This is a genomic window from Cupriavidus sp. 05L411, from assembly GCF_056398045.1.
This window is the reverse complement of sequence record NZ_JBFTOQ010000057.1, coordinates 1-21,360: the sequence shown is the minus strand read 5'-3', so window position 1 is coordinate 21,360 and position 21,360 is coordinate 1. Positions and strand designations below refer to the sequence as shown.

Annotated in this window: 16 protein-coding genes and 1 pseudogene; 13 read left to right on the top strand and 4 right to left on the bottom strand. The window is 67.5% G+C overall.

Annotation, left to right across the window (positions count from 1 at the left end; translation table 11 throughout):
* Nucleotides 1-178: 178 nt before the first annotated feature.
* The gene (locus tag AC1DQR_RS35955; RefSeq protein ID WP_150991152.1) at nt 179-877 is read left to right on the top strand and encodes a GNAT family N-acetyltransferase; all 699 of its coding nucleotides are present in this window, start codon (nt 179-181) and stop codon (nt 875-877) included.
* A gap of 81 nt (nt 878-958) precedes the next feature.
* Here the strand turns inward: AC1DQR_RS35955 and AC1DQR_RS35950 are convergent, their stop codons facing one another.
* The 3 genes from AC1DQR_RS35950 to AC1DQR_RS35940 all read right to left on the bottom strand — a co-directional run bounded on the left by AC1DQR_RS35950 (nt 959) and on the right by AC1DQR_RS35940 (nt 3,178).
* Nucleotides 959-1,450: an Lrp/AsnC family transcriptional regulator gene (locus tag AC1DQR_RS35950; RefSeq protein WP_043352404.1), complete on the bottom strand. Its 492-nt coding sequence runs from the start codon at nt 1,448-1,450 to the stop codon at nt 959-961.
* A 399-nt stretch (nt 1,451-1,849) separates the two neighbouring features.
* Nucleotides 1,850-2,422 (bottom strand): EF-hand domain-containing protein, encoded by a 573-nt coding sequence (locus AC1DQR_RS35945; RefSeq protein WP_416049871.1) that lies wholly within the window; start codon nt 2,420-2,422, stop codon nt 1,850-1,852.
* Between the two features lie 162 nt (nt 2,423-2,584).
* A complete protein-coding gene (locus AC1DQR_RS35940; RefSeq protein ID WP_416049872.1) occupies nt 2,585-3,178 on the bottom strand; it encodes a type II secretion system protein N in 594 nt (197 codons plus the stop codon).
* Between the two features lie 273 nt (nt 3,179-3,451).
* Here AC1DQR_RS35940 and gspG point away from each other — a divergent pair, with 273 nt between their 5' ends.
* The 11 genes from gspG to gspF all read left to right on the top strand — a co-directional run bounded on the left by gspG (nt 3,452) and on the right by gspF (nt 15,163).
* Nucleotides 3,452-3,919: a type II secretion system major pseudopilin GspG gene (gene gspG / locus AC1DQR_RS35935; protein ID WP_043352406.1), complete on the top strand. Its 468-nt coding sequence runs from the start codon at nt 3,452-3,454 to the stop codon at nt 3,917-3,919.
* 36 nt (nt 3,920-3,955) lie between these two features.
* Complete coding sequence (locus tag AC1DQR_RS35930; RefSeq protein ID WP_416049873.1) at nt 3,956-4,450, top strand: GspH/FimT family pseudopilin; 495 nt, start codon at nt 3,956-3,958, stop codon at nt 4,448-4,450.
* Complete coding sequence (gene gspI, locus AC1DQR_RS35925) at nt 4,447-4,875, top strand: type II secretion system minor pseudopilin GspI (RefSeq protein WP_416049874.1); 429 nt, start codon at nt 4,447-4,449, stop codon at nt 4,873-4,875. Before AC1DQR_RS35930 ends, gspI begins: the two co-directional genes overlap by 4 nt.
* 58 nt (nt 4,876-4,933) lie before the next feature.
* Nucleotides 4,934-5,605 carry a PulJ/GspJ family protein gene (locus tag AC1DQR_RS35920; RefSeq protein ID WP_416049875.1) on the top strand — a complete coding sequence of 224 codons (672 nt, stop codon included), beginning with the start codon at nt 4,934-4,936 and terminating at the stop codon, nt 5,603-5,605.
* The gene (gene gspK, locus AC1DQR_RS35915; RefSeq protein ID WP_477134758.1) at nt 5,602-6,621 is read left to right on the top strand and encodes a type II secretion system minor pseudopilin GspK; all 1,020 of its coding nucleotides are present in this window, start codon (nt 5,602-5,604) and stop codon (nt 6,619-6,621) included. The genes AC1DQR_RS35920 and gspK overlap by 4 nt, the downstream gene beginning before the upstream one ends.
* Nucleotides 6,622-7,012: 391 nt before the next feature.
* Nucleotides 7,013-8,422: a type II secretion system protein GspL gene (gene gspL / locus AC1DQR_RS35910; protein ID WP_416049877.1), complete on the top strand. Its 1,410-nt coding sequence runs from the start codon at nt 7,013-7,015 to the stop codon at nt 8,420-8,422.
* Between the two features lie 23 nt (nt 8,423-8,445).
* The gene (locus AC1DQR_RS35905) at nt 8,446-9,063 is read left to right on the top strand and encodes a type II secretion system protein M (RefSeq protein WP_174428493.1); all 618 of its coding nucleotides are present in this window, start codon (nt 8,446-8,448) and stop codon (nt 9,061-9,063) included.
* On the top strand, nt 9,063-9,902 hold the full coding sequence (gene gspN / locus AC1DQR_RS35900) for a type II secretion system protein N (protein WP_477134757.1): 840 nt from the start codon (nt 9,063-9,065) through the stop codon (nt 9,900-9,902). Before AC1DQR_RS35905 ends, gspN begins: the two co-directional genes overlap by 1 nt.
* Nucleotides 9,903-9,955: 53 nt before the next feature.
* Complete coding sequence (gene gspD, locus AC1DQR_RS35895; protein ID WP_477134756.1) at nt 9,956-12,382, top strand: type II secretion system secretin GspD; 2,427 nt, start codon at nt 9,956-9,958, stop codon at nt 12,380-12,382.
* Nucleotides 12,383-12,390: 8 nt separating this feature from the next.
* Nucleotides 12,391-13,929, top strand: coding sequence for a type II secretion system ATPase GspE (gene gspE, locus AC1DQR_RS35890; RefSeq protein ID WP_416049879.1), 1,539 nt, complete (start codon nt 12,391-12,393; stop codon nt 13,927-13,929).
* A gap of 16 nt (nt 13,930-13,945) precedes the next feature.
* Nucleotides 13,946-15,163 (top strand): type II secretion system inner membrane protein GspF, encoded by a 1,218-nt coding sequence (gene gspF, locus AC1DQR_RS35885; protein WP_043350441.1) that lies wholly within the window; start codon nt 13,946-13,948, stop codon nt 15,161-15,163.
* Between the two features lie 1,121 nt (nt 15,164-16,284).
* On the opposite strand, the pseudogene AC1DQR_RS35880 reads toward gspF, so the two are convergent.
* Nucleotides 16,285-17,056, bottom strand: a pseudogene (locus tag AC1DQR_RS35880) (NYN domain-containing protein); the annotation flags it as partial.
* Nucleotides 17,057-17,383: 327 nt separating this feature from the next.
* Between AC1DQR_RS35880 and AC1DQR_RS35875 the strand changes: the two are divergent.
* Nucleotides 17,384-20,977, top strand: a complete 3,594-nt coding sequence (locus tag AC1DQR_RS35875) for an indolepyruvate ferredoxin oxidoreductase family protein (RefSeq protein ID WP_477134755.1) — start codon at nt 17,384-17,386, stop codon at nt 20,975-20,977.
* Nucleotides 20,978-21,360 lie beyond the last annotated feature (383 nt).

Genomic DNA, 21,360 nt, shown 5'->3' with positions numbered 1-21,360 from the left:
ATCGAACAAGGTTGAAGCGATGCTCACCTTACGTGGAACTGACAAATCCACTACAATACTTTTTGCATTGCAGCAAGATAGTGTTTGCCCTCGTACCCCGGCCAATTTGTCGAAAGTGCATGGACGAACACCCGCTGAGTGCTATTTTTATACCTGATTACGTCGCAAGGAAAACAAAGTGAATCCGCTCGAACTGAGCAAGGCCGTCGGGGCCGTATCCGACGAAGATCTCCGCCGTGCAGCCGCAGCAGCGCAAGCCTCGCATCGCCCCACCACCCTGGTGCGCGAGTTGGCTGCGCATCATCGCTCGCGCCTGCTGAAGCATTTCCTCGCCCTGGGCGAGGAGGATCGCCTGCTCCGTTTTGGCCAGTCGGTTGGCGATCATGTGATCGAAGCCTACGTCGACAGCATCGATTTCGACCACGACACCGTGTTCGGCGTGTACGACGAGCACCTGGAACTGATTGGCGTGGGCCACTTTGCCAACCTGCGCGACAACACGCAGGGCCGCGTTGCCGAGTTCGGCGTCTCCGTGTCGCAGAGCGCACGTGGCCGCGGCATTGGCAGCTCGCTGTTCGAGCGTGCGGCCATGCACGGCCGCAACAGCAATGTGCGCACCCTGTACATGCACTGCCTGTCGCGCAATGCCGCCATGATGCACATTGCCAAAAAGGCCGGCATGAAGGTGCAGTATGCGTACGGCGAGGCCGATGCCTACCTTGAGCTGCCGCCTGCCGATACCGTCAGCCGCCTGACCGAGGCGCTCGACGAGCAGGTTGCCGACCTCGATTACATGCTGCGCCGCAACCTGCGCGATGCGCGCCGTTTCGGCCTGCGCTTCTGGCGCTCGATGGTGCCGCAAAAGCACACCGCCTGAGCGAAGCCTGCCGGCATCGTACCCATGGCGCGCCCGCCCGGCGCGCCATTTTCTTTGGTGCCGGCGATAACCGCGAGGCCCTCAGCCCCCTGGCACCGGCAAGGCCGTGGTGTCCTTGATGCATTCGAGAGCGAAGCTCGATCGTACGTCGATGACCGCGGGATGGGCCAGCAAGTGGTCCTTCATGAAGCGTGCGAAATGCTCCATGTCTTCCACGTAGACCTTGAGCAGCAGGTCCATCTCTCCGGTCATGGCATGGCAGGCCGCCACTTCCGGCCAGATCTCGATGGCGGCGCGGAACAAGTCCAGCGGCGCCTTGCCCTTGGGCGCCCCCCCGTGCTTCTCGAGCCGTACGTTGATATAGGCCAGCAGCCCCAGCCCGATCCGGCCGGGTTCCAGCAGCGCCGCGTACTGGCGGATCACGCCAACCTCCTCCAGCCGGCGGATGCGCCGCAGGCACGGGCTGGGTGACAGGTTCACGCGCTCGGCCACTTCCAGGTTGGTCAGCCTCCCGTTGGTCTGCAGCACCTCCAGGATCTTCCTGTCGATCTTGTCCAGCTCCACCTTGCTCACGATATTGTTGCTCCGCAATATGTTTGTCGGCAATTTTTTTGCGCAAATTTAGCAAACCGTGCACAAGTACGCAATTTTTTATGGCGACCTGTCTCCTCCAGCTTCATTTCGCCCTGCGCGATCGCCTTCCGGGTGCAAGATGCCGCCGCGGCGTACAGCCCATGCACAGGAACAGGGCGTCAGAGACTGCCATGGCAAATGCGGCCGGATCGCCCCGGACATTCCGGCCTTCAGGGGCGTGGACTATCCGCTGATCCGGCAGGTCGAGCGTTCGGAAGGCAAGGATGGTGCCAACGCTGGCCAGAGCCGCCAGCCACGGAGCAAAAAAAAAGCGCGGCCGGCAACGGTCGCGCTTTTTTCATCTGCCCACGGCGCGGCGCGCCGTGGATCCTGCCTTAATCAGCCACCGCTGCTCGACGGCGCTGCCGGGTTGGACTGGCTACCGCGGGGCATCCGCTGCATCCGCTGCTCGTGCATCTTCTGCATGCCAGCGTGGATCTCGTCCAGCGTCAGCTTGCCGTCGTGGTTGGTGTCGAGCTGATCGAAGTGCTTGGCCAGGTGAGGCATCCCGGCTTGCACCTCTGCCTTGGTCAGCGCACCGTCGCCATTCTTGTCGGCCGCCTTGAAGCGGGCATCGAGCTCGGCCCGCATCTCGGCACGGCGCTGCTCCATCATCGTCTTGTGATAGGCAGCCAGTTCGCTCTTGTCGAGCTTGCCGTCGTGATTGGTGTCGATCTTGTTGAAGAGCGCGTCGGCCTCCGCCTTGGAGATTGTGCCATCGCCGTCGGTATCGATCGATTTGAACCACATGCCGCCGCCATGCTCCATATGGTGGCGCATACCCGCCTGGGGTCCCGGGCCGGGCGCGGCGGGGGCAGTGGTCTGGGCGAAAGCTGCGCCGCCCATCGCCAGGAACACCGCCGAAGCGGCCATGAAATTCCGGATCGAACGTGCCTTGAGATTGCCTTGCATGTCTTTGCTCCTTTTTCGTCTCGGTGGACTGGTAAGGATTAGAGCGCACGCCAGGCTGGAAAGTTGGTCCACCTAATACGTTGTTACGCGGCTCACAGTTAAGCACCGCCGGCGTAAACCGCTGAAAGTAACGTAAACAAGTTGGCGCAGCGCTGTTACAAATCAGTCTTTAGCTGAGATAGGTTCGTTGCCGCCCTGGGACTGCGGCGGCGGTGCTGGGATGGGCGTGGCGGGCACCGGCATCGGCGTGGATAGCGGCGCCGCCGCGCCTGCCGGCAAAGCCGGCTGCGGGGCCGCCGCGGGGCCGCGCGTGACGATGGCCGGGACCGGCAGCGCGATTTCCTGGCGCACGCCATTGCGCTCGATCACAACCCCACGATCACGGACTTCCGTCAGCCGGATCTGCGGCGACAGCGCGGTGCCCGCGCGCACCGCCTTGGCCGGGCCGCCATCCAGCGAGACAATGGCCGCCCCGGCACCGCTGCCAATGTCGGCTACCACCCCGATCAACTGCACATCGCGCACGCCGGACTGCGCGTTGCCGCCAAACAGCGTGCCGGCCGCGCCGGTCTCCACCGCCTCGGTCTGCGCCACGCGGGCCGCGTTCGGCACGGCAATGGTATGCATCGCGCTGAAGGTCAGCGCCCAGCGGGTAGCCAGGGCGCATAGCGCGACGAACAGCACGAGCGCGGCCAGTCGCGGCAGCCAGAGGCTGGAGGGGTTGAAGCGAAGGGCGGGCCGCAAGGAGAGTTGCACGGAAGTGGGCTGGTAGGCATCAAAACACCAAGCCTACCAGAGCCGCATGACAGCTGTCTGCCTCCGTCAGGCCCGCAACGCATCGGCACGCCAAGGCAAGGCAGTGCGTTTCGCGCATCCCGCGCCGTTTTGCCGCGGGTGAACATGCAAGCACTCGCTCGCAAAGTCGTCATGAAGTGGCGGTTATACTGTTTGACCACTGGATCGCCGCCACGCGGATGCAACGCGGATGTAAGCAGGCGCTCCGCCAGATATTCCATAAGGCTAACCATGATGCGCAGGAACGTTGCCACCCTTCCCGACTCTTCACCCCGCCTCGGCCGCCGCCGTGCCCGCGGCTTTACCCTGATCGAAATCATGGTCGTGATCGTGATCCTCGGCGTGCTGGCCGCGCTGGTGGTCCCGAAGATCATGAGCCGCCCCGACGAAGCCCGCATCGTCGCCGCGCGCCAGGACATTTCCTCGATCATGCAGGCGCTTAAGCTGTACCGCCTGGACAACAGCCGCTATCCCACCACCGAGCAAGGCCTTGCGGCACTGGTGGCCAAGCCCACCACCGAGCCCGTGCCCAACAACTGGAAGGGTGGCGGCTACCTGGAAAAGCTGCCCAAGGATCCCTGGGGCCATCCGTACCAGTACCTGAACCCGGGCGTGCGCGGCGAGATCGACGTGTTCAGCTTCGGTGCCGACGGCCAGGCTGGCGGCAGTGGCAACGACGCCGATATCGGCAACTGGGAATAAGGAACCACTGCCATGATCCGGGCCAGGCGCACAGCCATGAGCACCTGGCCACAGGCAGGGCGACTTCACGGCCATCGCGGCCGCGGCTTCACCTTGCTGGAACTGCTGGTGGTGATGGTGATCGCCGGCATCGTGATCTCGCTGGTAGCCGTCAATGCCGCGCCCAATGAGCGCGGCCGCGTGCTCGACGACGGACAGCGCATTGCGCGGCTGTTCGAGCTCGCCCAGGAAGAAGCCCAGCTGCGCGCCCGGCCGATCGCCTGGGAGGCCGATACGGTCGGCTGGCGTTTCCTGCAAGCCACGCCGGCCGGCTGGGCCCCGCTCGCCGGGGACGTGTTCGCGCCGACCAAATGGCGCCTGCAGCTCGACGGCGTGGCCGTCACCGAAGGCGGGCGCGGCAACGGCGGCGCGCGCCTGGTGTTCGGGCGCGAGCTGATCGAAGGTCCCCAGCATGTCGTGCTGGTGCGCGGCGGCATCCGCGTCGACGTGGCCAGCGACGGCGCCGGCCGCTACTTCGCCAGCACGCCATGACGCGCCACCCAAAATCCCCCCCCTGCTCGCGTACCTCCCGGCGTGCGCCGGTGCGCGGCTTCACCCTGATCGAAGTGCTGGTCGCCCTGACCATCCTGGCCGTGGCGCTGACCGCCGCCATGCGCGCGATGGGATCGATGATCGAGGCCGGCTCCGCCTTGCAGACCCGCATGCTGGCCGAGTGGAGCGCCGAGAACCACCTCGCCACCCTGCGCCTGTCCAAGACCTGGCCCGAGCCCGGCACGCGCGGCTACGCCTGCCCGCAAGGCGGTGTGGAGCTGTACTGCGAAGAAACCATCTCGGGCACGCCCAACCCCTCTTTCCGCCGCGTCGAGATCGCGGTCTACCCGTCCGGCGCCGATAAATCCGTGCGCCTGGCCTGGCTGGTCACCATCGTTCCCAATGAAACGCGCAACCTGCTCTAAACGCGTTAAGCGCTTTAGGCGCCTTAAGTGCCTTGGGCGGCCGCGCCCGGCTGTGGCCATGCGCGGCTTCACGCTGCTGGAAATGCTGGTGGCGATCACCTTGCTGGCCGTGATCGCCGTGATCGCCTGGCGCGGCCTGGACGCGATGACGCGCGGCCGCGAGCGCCTGACCGACCACGACAATCGCCTCAATACGCTCAAGCTGCTATATGGCCAGTTCCAGTCCGACTGCGAGCACCTGACCAGCCCGACCCTGCTGCAGGGCAGCCCGGTAGAGCTCGGCAACGGCCTGTTGTTGATGGTGCGCGACCGCCGCGACGAGGGTCGCCCCAGCCAGTGGCAGGTCGTCGCCTATCGCCTCAACGGCAACACCGTGGTGCGCGCTGCCAGCCCGCCGGCGGACAACCGCAGCGCGGTGCAGGCCGCAATGATCACGCTGCGCCAGGCGGGCGGCGGCGGCAACCTGGCGCGGCCGCTGGTCGGCGATGCCGACAGCCTGTCGGCGCGCGTCTGGGTCGAACCCGGTGGCTGGCAGGCCGAGAACGGCCGCATCGCCGCCGCGCTGCTCAGCGGCAACGCCAGCGCCAGCGCGGTGGCCGCCTCCGGCGTGAGCGCCAGCCTGGGCGTAGCCACCACGGCGGTGCGTGCGATCGAGCTCAACCTCACGGCCCGCATGGGCGACGGCGACACGCCGCGGCGCTTCCAGAAAATCTGCATGACCGGCCTATGAGCAAGCGCATCACTCCCCTTGTGCCGGCCGGCCGCCGCCAGCGCGGCGCCGCCGTGGTCACGGCCCTGCTGGTGGTCACGCTGGCGGTCGTGGTGGTATCCGGCATGCTCTGGCGCCAGCAGGTGCAGATCCGCTCCATCGAGAACCAGCGCCTGCTGGCCCAGGCCAGCTGGATCGAGCGCGCGGCCGTCGACTGGGCCCGCCTGATCCTGCGTGACGACCAGCGCCGCACCAGCGTGGACCAGCTCGGCGAGCCCTGGGCAGTGCCGATCGCCGAGACCCGCCTGTCGGACTTCCTCGGCGCCGGCCTGCGCACCGACCAGGAAGGCGAAACCTCCTTCCTGTCGGGCCGCATCCTCGACGCCCAGGCCCGCTTCAACCTCTCCAACCTCGTGCTGTGGACCGCCAGCGAGTCCCAAGGCCGGATCGCCACCATCGACGCCCCCAGCCTGGCGATCTATCGCCGCCTGCTGCAGACGCTGGGCCTGAACGCCTCGCTGGCCGAACCGACCGCCCGCTACCTGGTAAGCGCCGCCGGCGGCAGCGGCGGCAGCCAGCGCGGACTGCGCGCGCCCGACGACGTCAACGACCTGCTCGCCATTCCGGGCTACACGCCGGAGATCGTGGCCGCGCTGGCGCCCTTCGTCGACGTGCTGCCCGAGCGCACGCTCGTCAATGCCAATACCGCCGAGGCCGAAGTGCTGGCCGCCGTGATCGACAAGCTGCCACTCGACCGCGCCCGCGAAGTGGTGCGCCAGCGCGACCGCGCCTATTTCAACAACGTTGGCGACCTGCAGACGCAATTGCGCACACTGGCGCCGCAGGCCGACCCCAACACCGCCACCAGCACGCTCGACGTACGCACCCACTATTTCCTGATCTACGGGCTGATCCGCCACGAGCGCGCCAGCCGCATGCAGGTCTCGCTGGTCTACCGCGGCGAAGTGCTGGGCAATGCCAACACCACCCGGGTGGTCTGGGTACGCGATATCGACCGGATGCCGGAGCAGCGCTGATGCGTGCAACCCCTCGTCCGTGTGGCCGTCGTGGCTGGCGGATTTTGGGATCATGCTGTCGGATCGCGCGGGGCGAAAAGGGTTACTGTAGGTGGCCACAAGGGGCAGGCCCGGGCCGCCAGGCGCCCCGCGAAACGCCTGCCGGCGCCCTTCCCGGGCGTTTGGCCAGCGGTATCAGACAGATACGTATTGACGCCAATTCGTCACACAGGCAAGGTATGCTCCGGCCCGGCGGAAGCGGTAGTCCACGGCTCCTGGCGCCCGCCTGTCCTGTGCCGCCGGCAGTATCGCAGCCGGCATCCGCCATGCAAGCAGCGCCGTCCGCTGCATGGGCCGCATGCCCCCCGCTATCGTTCATTGACGCCACGATCGGCGCTGTAGCAAGGAAATCTTGAGCACCACCCTGTACGTCCGCCTGCCGCATCGGCCGCACGACCAGCCGCAACCCTGGCACTTCGGTGCCTTGCCGTTTGCCCTGGTCCGCACGGCCGTCGCTGACCGTAGCCACCGGCAAGGCCCCCAGGCGGCAGGGCAGCTGTTGCGCGAAGGCCACGCCGCCATCGCCGAACTGCCTGCCGCCGAACGCCTGGTCCTGATCATGGCGGCCAGCGATGTGCTGCTTACCGGAGCCACGGTGCCGCCGCTCGCGCCGGCGCGGCTCAAGCTGGCGCTGCCGAACCTGGTCGAGGAGGTGCTGGCTACCGACGCCCAGCCTTGCCATATCGCCGTGGGCCCGACCCTCGACGCCCTGCAAGGCAAGAGCAAGGCGGCCAGCGGCTCGCGCCGGCGCTTGCTGATGGTGACGGACCGCGCCTGGCTGCGCGCCGTGCTGGACGCATTTGCCGAGCATCGCCACCGCCGCCGCCACGTGTTGCCGGCGCAGTTGTGCCTGCCCCAGCAGCCCGTGGCGCAGCCCGCCGAGCCCGGCGCGGATTCTGTCGGCCACCCCTCCGCAGCCAGCGCGGCCCCGGCCACGCTGGCGCTCGAAGCCGCCTCGCTGACCAGCGCATCGCCCTTGTTTGAAACGGAGGGCGTGCCCGCGCCAGCCGAGCTTTCGCGCTACTGGCAACTGACCGTGCGCAGCAGTGAGTACGCCGGCTATGGCCTGCTGCTAGGCTCCGAGGCGCTCGCCGCCTGGCAGGGACTCGCCCCCGCCGGTGACTGGTACGCATCAAAGGACGCCTTGGCGCAGGTGGCGCCGCCGGGCGCGCAAGCGCTGGACTGGCGGGTATGGATCGAAGGGGCGCAGGCCAGCCTGCGCGAGCCCGCGCTCGACCTGGCCCAGTTCGAATTCGCCCAGGGCCGTGCCGACCGCTGGAACCTCAAGGCCTGGCGCCTGCCGCTGGCGCTGGCTGCCGGCCTGCTGCTGGTCCAGTTGATCGGCATGAACGTGCATTGGCTGCTGCTGCGCCAGGAGGCGCAGCGCCTCGCGGCCGGCCAGGAACAAACGTTGCGCAGCGCCTTTCCGCAGATCCCCGTGGTCATCGATCCGCCGCTGCAGATGCGCCGCCAGGTCGACCAGCTGCGCCTGGCAAGCGGGCGCAGCACGCCCGACGATTTCCTGCCGCTGGCCGACCGCTTCGGCCAGGCCGCGCGCCAGCTTGCGCCGGACGCGCTGCTGGCGCTCGAATACCGCGGGCACACCTTGTTCGCCACGCTCAAGCCTGGCACCGACACCAACGCGCTGCGCAGCGCGGCGCGCCAGTCCGGGCTGGCCATGGAAGCCGACAATAGCCCGCCCGACGCCGCGCGCGCCAACGCACCGGCCGGCACGCGCTGGTCGATCAAGCCCAGCCTGTGAGCGCGGACCGCCAAGTGAACCCGATGAAAGACACCGCATCCAAGCCCGGCCCCCGCGCCACTCAGCGCAGCCCGGCTGGCCGCGCGCGCGCCGCGGACCGGCTGGCGCGCCTGCGCCCGCGCGTGCCGCAGCGCTGGCAGGAACAATTCGACGCCTTCTGGTCGGCGCGCAACCCGCGTGAGCAAGCCATCCTGGCCGGCGGCAGCGCCGTGCTGGCGCTCGTGATCGGCTACACCGTCCTCTGGGAACCCGCCGCCGACGGCCGTGACAAGCTGCTGCGCAGCCTGCCGCAACTGCGCAGCGACTCGGCGGAGATGGAAACGCTGGCGCAGGAAGCACGGGGCCTGGCAGCCAGCCCGGCCCCGTCGCTGCGCGGCGAGGCGCTCAACCAGGCCTTGCAGGAGAGCCTTGCCCAGCACGGCCTCAAGGCCACCCGCCTCAATGGCACCGGCGACAACAGCGTGCAGGTGCAGCTCGACAAGGTGCCCTTCGGCTCCGTGGCGAGCTGGCTGCAGGACGTGCGCCAGCAACAGCGCCTCAAGGTGATCGATACCCGCATCGTCTACGTGGGCGCCACCGCCTTGGTGAACGTCACCGCCACCCTGCAAGGCCCCGCGGCAAATCCGGGCGGGCGCGGCTGATGGCGCGCCTGGAAGCCCTGAGGCTCGCCCGCCGCCGCGTTGCCAGCCCCCGTGGCTGGCAACGCGCGGGCTGGCTGGCGCTTGGCTGCGTCACCGTCGCGCTGACCGTGCTGGCGGCATTTCCCGCGGCATGGATCGCCGATGGCATCGCCAGCCAGAGCCAGCGCCGCGTGCTGCTGGCCGATGCCGATGGCTCGCTGTGGAACGGCAGCGCCACCCTGGCCCTGTCGGCCGGCGCTGGCAGCGAGACCGCCACGGTGCTGCCCGGGCGGCTGCAATGGTCAGTGGCCTTCTGGCCGTTGCTGACCGGCACGCTGCGCATGGTGGTCAGCCATACCGAGGCCATGAGCGGCCCGGTCGCCGTGGCGGTGACCCCGCTCGGCTGGACCGCCCAGGCCGGCGCCATCCGCATGCCGGYAGCGCTGCTCGAAGGCGTCGGCGCCCCGTTCAATACCCTGCGACCCGACGGGCTGATGCGCATTGACTGGTCCGGCCTGCAAGGCCGGTTCTTTGCCCGTGCCAGCGAGCCGGGCGGCGCAGGCGGCGCGGGTGGCATGACCGGCCACCTGACCGTACGCCTTGACCAAGTATCATCGGCCGTCAGCCGGGTGCGCCCGCTTGGCAGCTACCGCGCCGAGATCGACTGGTCGGGCGCCGACGGCAAGCTGCAACTGACTACCCTCGCCGGGCCACTGCACCTGCAGGGCAGCGGCACCCTGGGCCGCCAGGCGCGCTTCGAGGGCACGGCCGATGCCGACCCCGACACCGCTACGCAATTGGTGGGCCTGTTGAGCCTGCTGGGACGACGTGAGGACAATGTGACACGGCTGCGCTTCTGATCCCGGCATCGGCGCGAAACCTTCGCGCCGATGCCCGCAGCCCGGAACCGAATATGAAAACCCAAGCCCTTCGACCTTCGCTCAAGACCCGCTGCGCCCGCGCCACCGCGCTGCTATGCGGCCTCTCCCTGCTGGCACCCGCGCCGCTGTGGGCCCAGCAACCGAGCCAGCCAGCGGCCCAGCCAGGCCAGCCGCCCGACCTGACCCCGCGCAACCGCGACCAGGTCGTGCTCAACTTCGTCAATGCCGACCTGGAATCGGTGGTGAAGGCGGTGGGGCAGGCGACCGGCAAGAACTTCGTCATCGACCCGCGCGTGAAAGGCTCGGTGAACCTGGTGACCGAGCAGCCGGTGTCGCGCTCGCAGGCGCTGGAAACGCTGGGCTCGGTGCTGCGCATGCAAGGCTATGCGATGGTCGAGAGCAACGGCTTCACCAAGGTGGTGCCGGAAGCCGACGCCAAGCTGCAGGGCTCGCCCATCGTGGTCGGCAGCGGCAGGTCCCGCGGCGACCAGGTGGTGACCCAGGTGTTCCGCCTCAACTATGAGTCGGCCAACAACCTGGTGCCGGTGCTGCGCCCGATGATTGCGCCGAACAACACCATCACCGCCTACCCGGCCAACAACACGCTGGTCATTACCGACTACGCCGAGAACCTGCAGCGCCTTGGCCGCATCATCGCCGCCATCGACGCGCCGGCCTCGGGCGAGGTCGAACTCGTGCCGCTCAAGAATGCCATCGCCAGCGATACCGCGCTGGTGCTGCAAAAACTGCTGGACCCGGGTTCCGCCGGCGCTGCTGGCGGGGCCGTGGCAGGCGCCGACGCCAGCCTGCGCACCTCGGTGGTGGCGGAGCCGCGCAGCAATTCGCTGATGATCCGTGCCTCCAGCCGGGCCCGGCTGCAGCAAGCGCGCCAGTTGATCGAGAAGCTCGACCAGCCCTATGCGCGCCCTGGCAATATCTGGGTGGTGCCCCTGAAGAACGCGGAAGCCACCAAGCTGGCGCAGACGCTGCGCGCCATCGTCGCGGCCGACAGCTCCTTCAACACCAGCCAGTCCGGCACGCAGGGCGCAACCGGTGCGGCGGGCGTCGCCGGCGGCACCGGCCTGCTCAACACCTCGACGCCCAACACCGGCCAATACACGGGTGGCAGCACCGGCAGCTCGCGCAGCGGCTCGGGATCCGGTGGCGGCAGCTCGGCCTTCGCGAACTCGTTCGCCACCAACACGTTGCCGACCACCGGCGGCATCATCCAGGCCGACCCGGCCACCAACTCGCTGATCATCACGGCCAGCGAGCCCGTCTACCGCAACCTGCGCGCGGTGATCGAAGATCTGGACGCCCGCCGCGCGCAGGTCTATATCGAGTCGATGATCGTGGAAGTCTCTTCCACCCAGACTGGCCAGCTGGGCATCCAGTGGCAGGGCCTGCTCAACTCGCGCAACAGCAACACCAACGTCTTTGCCGGCACCAACTTCGGCACGGGCGGCCAGAACATCATCAACCTGACGGGCGCTGCCGCCGCGATCAACGCGAACGGCGCCGCCGCCATTCCGAGCGTCTCGGGCCTGGTGCCCGATCTGGCCGGTCTGAACCTCGGCATCGTCAACCGGGCGATGGGCCTGGGCGCGCTGCTGCACGCGCTTGGTGCCGACGGCAGCGTCAACCTGCTGTCCACGCCCAACCTGATCACGCTGGAGAACGAGGAAGCCAAGATCCTGATCGGGCAGAATATCCCGGTTACCACCGGCTCCTACGCGCAGACCGGCAGTTCAGCGTCAGTCACGCCATTCCAGACCTTCGACCGCAAGGACGTCGGCATCACGCTGCGGGTCAAGCCGCAGATCACCGATGGCGGCCTGGTGAAGATGCAGATCTACCAGGAATCGTCGTCCGTGGTGCAGGGCACTGCCGCCCTCACCCAGGGCCCGACCACCAATGTGCGCTCGATCGAGACCAACGTGCTGGTGGACGACGGCCAGATCATCGTGCTGGGCGGCCTGATCGAGGACACTTACGGCGACGGCGTGCAGAAGGTGCCGGGACTGGGCGACCTGCCGTGGATCGGCGGGCTGTTCCGCTACGAAAACAAGAACCGCGGCAAGACCAACCTGCTGGTGTTCCTGCGCCCGTACGTGATGCGCACCGCCGGCGCCACCGACCGCCTGACGCAGGACCGCTACGACTATATGCGCGGCCTGCAGCAGGGCTTCGCCTCGCCCAACATCATGGTGCGCGACGGCAACACGCCGATCCTGCCGCCGGCGGACGCGCCCATGGCACCGTTCGTCGACCCGCGCTCGCGCGGGCCGGTGCCGGGTCCGCTGCCGCTGGAGCAGACGCTGCCGCAATCGCAGCAGCAGCAGCAGCAGCAGCAGCAAAGGCAGCCGCAAGCCCAGGCGCCTGCGGCCAACGGCACGCCGCTGCCGCCAGGTGTCAATCTCGGCAACGCCACGGTGGACGCCGTCCGCCCGGTGAACTGAGACTCGCCATGGCCACAAGCATCGCCCCCGCCACCATGCCCGACGAGCCGCTGGAGCCGCCGTCGACCATCGCCGCGCGCCTGGTCACCTACGGCTTCGCGCGCGAGGCCCGCCTGCTGATCGCGCACCAGCGCGCCGACGGCCTGGAGGTGTGGGTCAGCCGCGCCACCTCGCCCGCAGCGCTGGCCGAAGTGGCACGCGTGCACGGGCCGCTGCGCCTGCGCGTGCTGGAGCCCGATGCGCTGGAGCTCGCCATGTCCGAGGCCTACAACCGCCAGGACAGCGGCAGCGCCGCCCAGGTGGTTGGCGAGGTGGAGGGCGAAGTCGACCTGTCGCGGCTGATGCAGGACATTCCCGCCGTGGAAGACCTGCTGGAGTCCGAGGACGACGCCCCCATCATCCGCATGATCAACGCGCTGCTCACCCAGGCCGCGCGCGAAGGCGCCTCCGATATCCACATCGAGCCGTTCGAGTCATCCTCGGTGGTGCGCTTTCGCGTGGACGGCACGCTGCGCGACGTGGTGCGCCCGAAGAAGGCGCTGCACGGCGCGCTGATCTCGCGCATCAAGATCATGGCGCAGCTCGACATCGCGGAAAAACGCCTGCCGCAGGACGGCCGCATCACGCTGCGCGTGGGCGGGCGTCCCGTGGACGTGCGCGTCTCCACGCTGCCCACTGGCCACGGCGAGCGCGCGGTACTGCGTCTGCTCGACAAGGAGGCCGGCCGCCTCGATCTCGCCAAGCTCGGCATGGCGCCGGGCACGCTGGGCGGCTTCGATCACCTGATCCGCCAGCCGCACGGCATCGTGCTGGTGACCGGGCCGACCGGCTCGGGCAAGACCACCACGCTGTACGCCGCGCTGTCGCGGCTCGATGCGCGCACCACCAACATCATGACGGTGGAAGACCCGATCGAGTACGACCTCGACGGCATTGGCCAGACCCAGGTCAACCCGCGCATCGACATGACCTTCGGCAAGGCGCTGCGGGCCATCCTGCGCCAGGATCCGGACGTGGTGATGATCGGCGAAATCCGCGACCTGGAAACCGCGCAGATCGCGGTGCAAGCCTCGCTGACGGGCCACCTGGTGCTGGCCACGCTGCACACCAAYGAYTCGGCYTCGGCGGTGACGCGGCTGGTCGACATGGGCATCGAGCCCTTCCTGCTRTCGTCATCGCTGCTCGGCGTGCTGGCGCAGCGGCTGGTACGCCGGCTGTGCCAGCACTGCAAGCGCGAGGAAGTGATCGAAGTCACACCCGACGAAGCCGACGTGCTGCTGGCGCAAGACAAACCGCTGCAACGCGTGTGGCATGCGGTGGGCTGCGACAAATGCGGCCACTCGGGCTACCAGGGGCGCATGGGCGTGTACGAGCTGCTCAGCGTGGATGACGAGATCCGCACCATGATCCACCGCCAGTCGGCCGAATCCGAGATCAAGAAGGTGGCCCTGGCGCGCGGCATGCACACCATGCGCCGCGATGCGCAGCGCTGGATCGACTCGGGCGCGACCGCGCTGGAAGAAGTCTTGCGCGTCACGCGCGACTAAGGGCGAGCCCAGAGACATGCCAGCCTATCGTTACGAGGCCGTCGACGCCGCCGGCAAGACCGATCGCGGCGTCATCGAAGCCGACAGCCCCAAGCAGGCCCGCGGCCAGTTGCGCGCGCGCGGCCTGACACCGCTCAATGTGGATCCACTGGCAGGCGTCGGCGGCGTGCAGAAAAGCAGCACCGCTGCCTTCGTGCGCCGGCTCTCCACGCAAGAGCAAGCGCTGTTCACGCGCCAGCTCGCCAGCCTGATCGTGGCTGGCCTGCCGCTGGACGAAGCACTGGCGGCGCTGGCCGACCAGGCCGAGCGCAGCTATGTGCACGAGCTGCTGGCCGGCATCCGCGCGGACGTGGTCGGCGGCAGCTCGCTCTCGGTGGCGCTGTTGCACCATCCGCGCGATTTTCCGGATATCTACCGCGCGCTGGTTTCCGCCGGCGAGCACTCGGGCCACCTCGGCCTGGTGCTGGAAAAGCTGGCGGACTATATCGAGACGCGCAACTCGCTCACAGCCAAGATCCGGCTGGCCTTTACCTACCCCGCCATCGTCACCGTGGTGGCGTTCGCCATCGTGATCTTCCTGCTGTCCTATGTGGTGCCGCAGGTGGTAAGCGTCTTCGCCAACACCAAGCAGAAGCTGCCGACGCTGACCATCATCATGCTGGCGCTGTCGGATTTCGTGCGCAACTGGTGGTGGGCCGCGCTGGCGTTCATCGTGGCGGTGAGCCTGGGCATACGCAGCCTGCTGCGCCAGCCCGGTGTGCGCCTGGAGTGGCACCGCTGGCTGCTGACCGCGCCGCTGGTCGGCAAGCTGATCCGCGGCTATAACACCGCACGCTTCGCCAGCACGCTCGCCATCCTGGTATCCGCTGGCGTGCCCATCCTGCGCAGCCTGCAGGCAGCCGGGGAAACGCTGACCAACGAGGCGCTCAAGGCCAATGTGGATGACGCCACCACGCGGGTGCGCGAAGGCGCATCGCTGGCACGCGCGCTGGCGGCGCAGAACCAGTTTCCTTCCGTGCTGGTGCATTTGATCCGCTCCGGCGAAGCCACCGGCAACCTGCCGATCATGCTGGAGCGCGCGGCGCAGGGCGAAGGCGCGGAGCTGGAGCGCCGCACGCTGTTCCTCACCAGCCTGCTCGAACCGCTGCTGATCCTCAGCATGGGCGTGGTGGTGCTGCTGATCGTGCTGGCGGTGCTGATGCCAATCATCGAGATCAACCAGTTGGTACGGTAATCATGCGGCTGGCGGCGCAAGCTGCCGAAATGCAAAACGGCGCCTTGCGGCGCCGTTTTGCGTTCTGACGAGTGTGGCTTATTCAGCAGCCTTCGCCGTTTTCTTCGGTACGCGCTTGGCCGGCGCGGCAGCGGCTGCCTTCTTGGCTGCAGGCGCAGCCTTTTTGGCGGGAGCGGCAGCCTTCTTGGCCGGCGCAGCAGCCTTCTTGGCGGCTACAGCGGTCTTTTTGGCTGGTGCTTCCGCTTTCTTGGCGGGTGCGTCTGCCTTTTTGGCCGGTGCGGCAGCCTTCTTGGCGGGTGCAGCCGTCTTCTTCGCGCGGGCCGGGGCCTTGGCCTTCGCCTTGACCTCAACCACGGGCTCGACCGGCTCGGCAACCTCGACCACCTCGGCGATTTCCACAACCGGAGCGACTTCGACGACCTCGGCAACCTCGACCGCTTCCACGACCGGCGCCACCTCGACAATCTCGATGACTTCAGCGGCTTCGACGACCGCCGCCACCACGGTGGACGACGGTGCCACAAAGATCGAGCTGTCGATCGGCCACGGGATCTCGCTCAGCGTGACCTCGGGCTTGGGCGGTTTGCGGCGGCGGCCACCGTTCGATTCGCCGTTTTCGCCAGCATCGGCGTCGTCCTGCTCGTCCTCGGACTCGGCGCCGTTGTGAGCCTGCTCCACGCGCTCCAGCACGTCCATCGGATCGACCACGAACGACGGGGCGGTTTCGCTAACAGGAGCGGCGGGGGCGGGAGCTGCAAATTCGGGCACCGGCGCGGGCTGCACAGGCAGTGCGGCCTGCTGCGCACGCTCCGGCCGTGCGCCTTGTTGCTGCGGGAAAGGCTGGCGATCGCCACCACGCCGTTTGTTGCGGCGATTCTCGCGCCGCTCGCGGTTGTCACGGTTCTCGCGGTTCTCAGCCTGAGGGCTTTCTGCCTGGGCGTTCTCACCCTGGCGGTTCTCGCCCTGACGGTTCTCGCCCTGGCGGTTCTCGCCCTGGCGGTTCTCGCCCTGGCGGTTCTCGCCCTGGCGGTTCTCGCCCTGGCGGTTCTCGGGCTGGCGGTTCTCTGGCTGGCGATTCTCAGCCTGGCGCTCGTCGCCCTGGCGGGGCTCGGCTTCGCCGGACTTGGAACGGCGCTTCAGGCGCACCCACAACGTCTTGTTGTTGTTGCCGTTGCGGGTCTCGACTTCGAACAGGCCCGTGGCAGCTACCAGCTCGGAGAGCTTGCCGTAGCCGTAGTTGCGCGAGTCGAACTCGGGTGCCTGCTTGGCGATGTGGTTACCCATGCCGCCGAGCGTGGCCCAGCCGTCTTCGTCGGAGACCGCTTGCGAGGCGCTTTGCAGCAGGCGCACCAGGCGCGAATCCTGGCGCAGTTCGCCGCTGTTGCGCTTGCGCGCGGGCGCGGCGGCGCCGTCGGCTTCCGTATCGGTGTCGGTGTCGGCGTCGCTGCGCAGCACGTCGGCAAAGATGAACTTGTCGCAGGCCGTGACGAAGGGCTTGGGCGTCTTGCGTTCGCCAAAGCCGTACACGGTCAAGCCCTGCTCGCGGATGCGCGAGGCCAGGCGGGTGAAATCGCTGTCGCTGGAGACGATGCAGAAGCCGTCGAAGCGGCCCGTGTACAGCAGGTCCATCGCGTCGATGATCATCGCGCTGTCGGTGGCGTTCTTGCCGACCGTGTAGCGGAACTGCTGGATCGGCTGGATGGAGTGCGACAGAAGGCGCTCCTTCCAGCCGGCCAGGTTGGGCTTGGTCCAGTCGCCGTAGATCCGCTTGACGGCGGCTACGCCGTACTTGGCGACTTCGGCCAGCAGGCCTTCGACGATGGCGGGCGCCGCATTGTCGGCGTCGATCAGCACAGCCAGGGTCGCAGTGCCCTGGCGGGAGGAAATAGTCATGTTGGGTCCTGGAGGCCGGTCGGCCTCGGATGGGGCGGGTTGCACCGGGGCACAATCCCTGAAGATATGGCGCACGGTCCGCATCTGCCCGTTTGTTGCGTAAACCTGTTTGCAACGCAGTGTACACGCGAAGCGTGTCCATTCGGGAAAGCACGCCTGTGGCGGGCGCGCTTTTTGCTGCGTCGCAAGGTGCCGCCCCCTTGGGGGCGGTGCTACCATGCTGCAACGAGACACGGCCGTTTTCCGCCTTCACAAGAGGCGGAAAACGGTCGCCCACAACTGAAGTGAGTCGGCGATCCCGACTGCATGCCCCATAGAGGAGCACCTATGAATGCCCCCCTGACCCCTCCGGTCAGCGACGCCATCCGCCGCGCGCTCGCAAACGTTTCCCTGGAAGACAAATACACGCTGGAGCGTGGCCGCGTTTATATCAGCGGCACGCAGGCGCTGGTACGCCTGCCGATGCTGCAGCGCGAGCGCGACCGCGCCGCCGGCCTGAACACGGCCGGCTTTATCTCTGGTTACCGCGGCTCGCCGCTAGGCGCGCTGGACCAGTCGCTATGGAAGGCCAAGCAGCATCTGGCCGCGCACGACATCGTGTTCCAGGCGGGATTGAATGAAGACCTGGCTGCCACCTCGGTATGGGGCTCGCAGCAGGTGAATATGTATCCGGACGCCAAGTTCGAGGGCGTGTTCGGCATGTGGTACGGCAAGGGCCCGGGCGTGGACCGCACGAGCGACGTCTTCAAGCACGCCAACGCGGCCGGCTCCTCCAAGCACGGCGGCGTGCTGGTGCTGGCGGGCGACGACCACGCCGCCAAATCATCCACGCTGGCGCACCAGTCCGAGCACATCTTCAAGGCCTGCGGCCTGCCGGTGCTCTATCCCTCGAACGTGCAGGAGTATCTCGACTACGGCCTGCATGCCTGGGCCATGAGCCGCTACTCCGGCCTGTGGGTGTCGATGAAATGCGTGACCGATGTGGTGGAGTCATCGGCATCGGTGGAGCTGGATCCGCATCGCGTGGAGATCGTGCTGCCGCAGGATTTCATCCTGCCGCCGGGCGGCCTGAATATCCGCTGGCCCGATCCGCCGCTGGAACAGGAAGCGCGCCTGCTCGACTACAAGTGGTACGCCGGCCTGGCCTATGTGCGCGCCAACAAGATCGACCGCATCGAGATCGATTCGCCGCATGCGCGCTTCGGCATCATGACCGGCGGCAAGGCTTATCTCGACACGCGCCAGGCGCTGGCCAACCTGGGCCTGGACGATGAGACCTGCGCACGCATCGGCATCCGCCTGTACAAGGTGGGCTGCGTGTGGCCGCTGGAAGCGCACGGCGCGCGCGCCTTTGCCGAAGGCCTGCAGGAAATCCTGGTGGTCGAGGAAAAGCGCCAGATCATGGAGTACGCGCTCAAGGAAGAGCTCTACAACTGGCGCGACGACGTGCGCCCCAAGGTCTACGGCAAGTTCGACGAAAAAGACAACGCAGGCGGCGAATGGTCGATCCCGCAGAGCAACTGGCTGCTGCCGGCGCACTATGAACTGTCGCCCGCCATCATCGCCCGCGCCATCGCCACGCGGCTCGACAAGTTCGAGCTGCCCTCCGACGTGCGCGCGCGCATTGCCGCGCGCATCGCGGTGATCGAGGCCAAGGAAAAAGCCATGGCCGTGCCGCGCGTGGCGGCCGAGCGCAAGCCCTGGTTCTGTTCGGGCTGCCCGCACAACACCTCCACCAACGTGCCCGAAGGCTCGCGCGCGCTGGCCGGCATCGGCTGCCACTACATGACGGTGTGGATGGACCGCAGCACCAGCACCTTCAGCCAGATGGGCGGCGAAGGCGTGGCATGGATCGGGCAAGCACCCTTCGCCGGCGACAAACATGTGTTCGCCAACCTGGGCGACGGCACCTATTTCCACTCCGGCCTGCTGGCGATTCGCGCATCGATCGCGGCAGGCGTCAACATCACCTACAAGATCCTCTACAACGACGCRGTCGCCATGACCGGCGGCCAGCCGATCGACGGCAAGCTGTCGGTGCAGGATGTGGCCTTCCAGGTGGCGGCCGAGGGCGCGAAGAAGATCGTCGTCGTCACCGACGAGCCTGAAAAATACAGCGCCGCCATCAAGCTGCCGCAAGGCGTGGAAGTGCACCACCGCGACGAGCTCGACAAGATCCAGCGCGAGCTGCGCGAGGTGCCCGGCGCCACCATCCTGATCTACGACCAGACCTGCGCCACCGAAAAGCGCCGGCGCCGCAAGCGCGGCACCTACCCCGATCCGGCCAAGCGCGCCTTCATCAACGACGCGGTCTGCGAAGGCTGCGGCGACTGCTCGGTGAAGTCGAACTGCCTGTCGGTGGAGCCACTGGAAACGGAGCTTGGCACCAAGCGGCAGATCAACCAGTCGTCCTGCAACAAGGACTTCTCGTGCGTCAACGGCTTCTGCCCGAGCTTCGTCACGGCAGAAGGCGCACAGGTGAAGAAGCCCGAGCGCCACGGCGTGTCGATGGACAACCTGCCGGCCTTGCCGCAACCGGCGCTGCCCGGCCTTGAGCATCCCTACGGCGTACTGGTCACGGGCGTGGGCGGCACCGGCGTGGTCACCATCGGCGGCCTGCTCGGCATGGCCGCGCACCTGGAAAACAAGGGCGTAACCGTGCTCGACATGGCCGGCCTGGCGCAAAAGGGCGGCGCGGTGCTCTCGCACGTGCAGATTGCCGCGCACCCGGACCAGCTCCACGCCACCCGCATCGCCATGGGCGAAGCGGACCTGGTGATTGGCTGCGATGCCATCGTCAGCGCCACCGACGATGTCATCTCCAAGACCCAGGTAGGACGCACGCGCGCCATCGTCAACACGGCACAGACGCCCACCGCCGAGTTCATCAAGAATCCCAAGTGGCAGTTCCCCGGCCTGTCGGCGGAACAGGATGTGCGCAACGCCGTGGGCGAAGCTTGCGACTTCATCAACGCCAGCGGCCTGGCCGTGGCGCTGATCGGCGACGCCATCTTCACCAACCCGCTGGTGCTGGGCTACGCCTGGCAAAAGGGCTGGCTGCCGCTATCGCTGGACGCGCTGGTGCGCGCCATCGAGCTCAACGACACAGCGGTGGAAAAGAACAAGGCTGCCTTCGACTGGGGCCGCCACATGGCGCACGACCCGGAGCACGTGCTGTCGCTCACCGGCAAGCTGCGCAACACCGCCGAAGGCGCGGAAGTGGTCAAGCTGCCCACCTCCTCCGGCGCCCTGCTGGAAAAGCTGATCGCGCACCGCGCCGAGCATCTGACTGCCTATCAGGATGCCGCTTACGCGCAGGCCTTCCGCGACGCGGTGAACCGTGTGCGCACGGCGGAAAGCGCGCTGGTTGGCAGTGGCAAGCCGCTGCCGCTGACCGAAGCGGCGGCACGCAACTTGTCCAAGCTGATGGCCTACAAGGACGAGTACGAAGTCGCGCGGCTCTATACCGACCCCGTCTTCCTCGACAAGCTGCGCAATCAGTTCGAAGGCGAGCCCGGGCGCGACTACCAGCTCAGTTTCTGGCTGGCACCACCGCTGATGGCCAAGCGCGACGAGAAGGGGCATCTTGTGAAGCGCCGCTTCGGTCCCTCCACCATGAAGCTCTTCGGCGTGCTGGCCAAGCTCAAAGGCCTGCGCGGCGGCATGTTCGATGTGTTCGGCAAGACCGCCGAGCGCCGCACCGAACGCGCGCTGATTGGCGAGTATCGTGCGTTGCTGGAGGAGCTGACGCGTGGTTTGAGCGCAGCCAATCACGCGACCGCGATCACGCTGGCCTGCCTGCCCGACGACATTCGCGGCTTCGGGCACGTCAAGGACGACAACCTGGCGAAGGTGCGTACGCGCTGGACGGCGCTGCTTGAGCAGTTCCGGCATCCGGAGACGGCGCAGCGGGTGGCTTGAGTTTCAGGGTGAACGGAGCGCCGCCGCGAAGCGGCGCTCCGGTTGCGGGCAGACCCCACATTTTCGGAAATGTGGGGTCTTTTTGTTTCTGTCGCGATATGCCCGGCATCACGATTTCGCCCGGGCTGGCGGTTGAGTCCAACGAAATGGAGGCGGAGGACCTGTGTTCCGCTTACTTCTCCAGTGGCTGCGGCCCGGGGCAACAGGGATGCGGACATCGCGGGATGATTGAAATGTAATAGCCTAGACTAAATCTGACAGTGGTTGGTTATCCATGCCGCCGCACGTTGGTGCGAAGGGCGTAGCCCGGAGTGCCAGTGTGCGGCGGAATCCACAAGGAGTCCGCCATGACTCAGGAACAGAAAGTCATCCGTGCCAAGGTC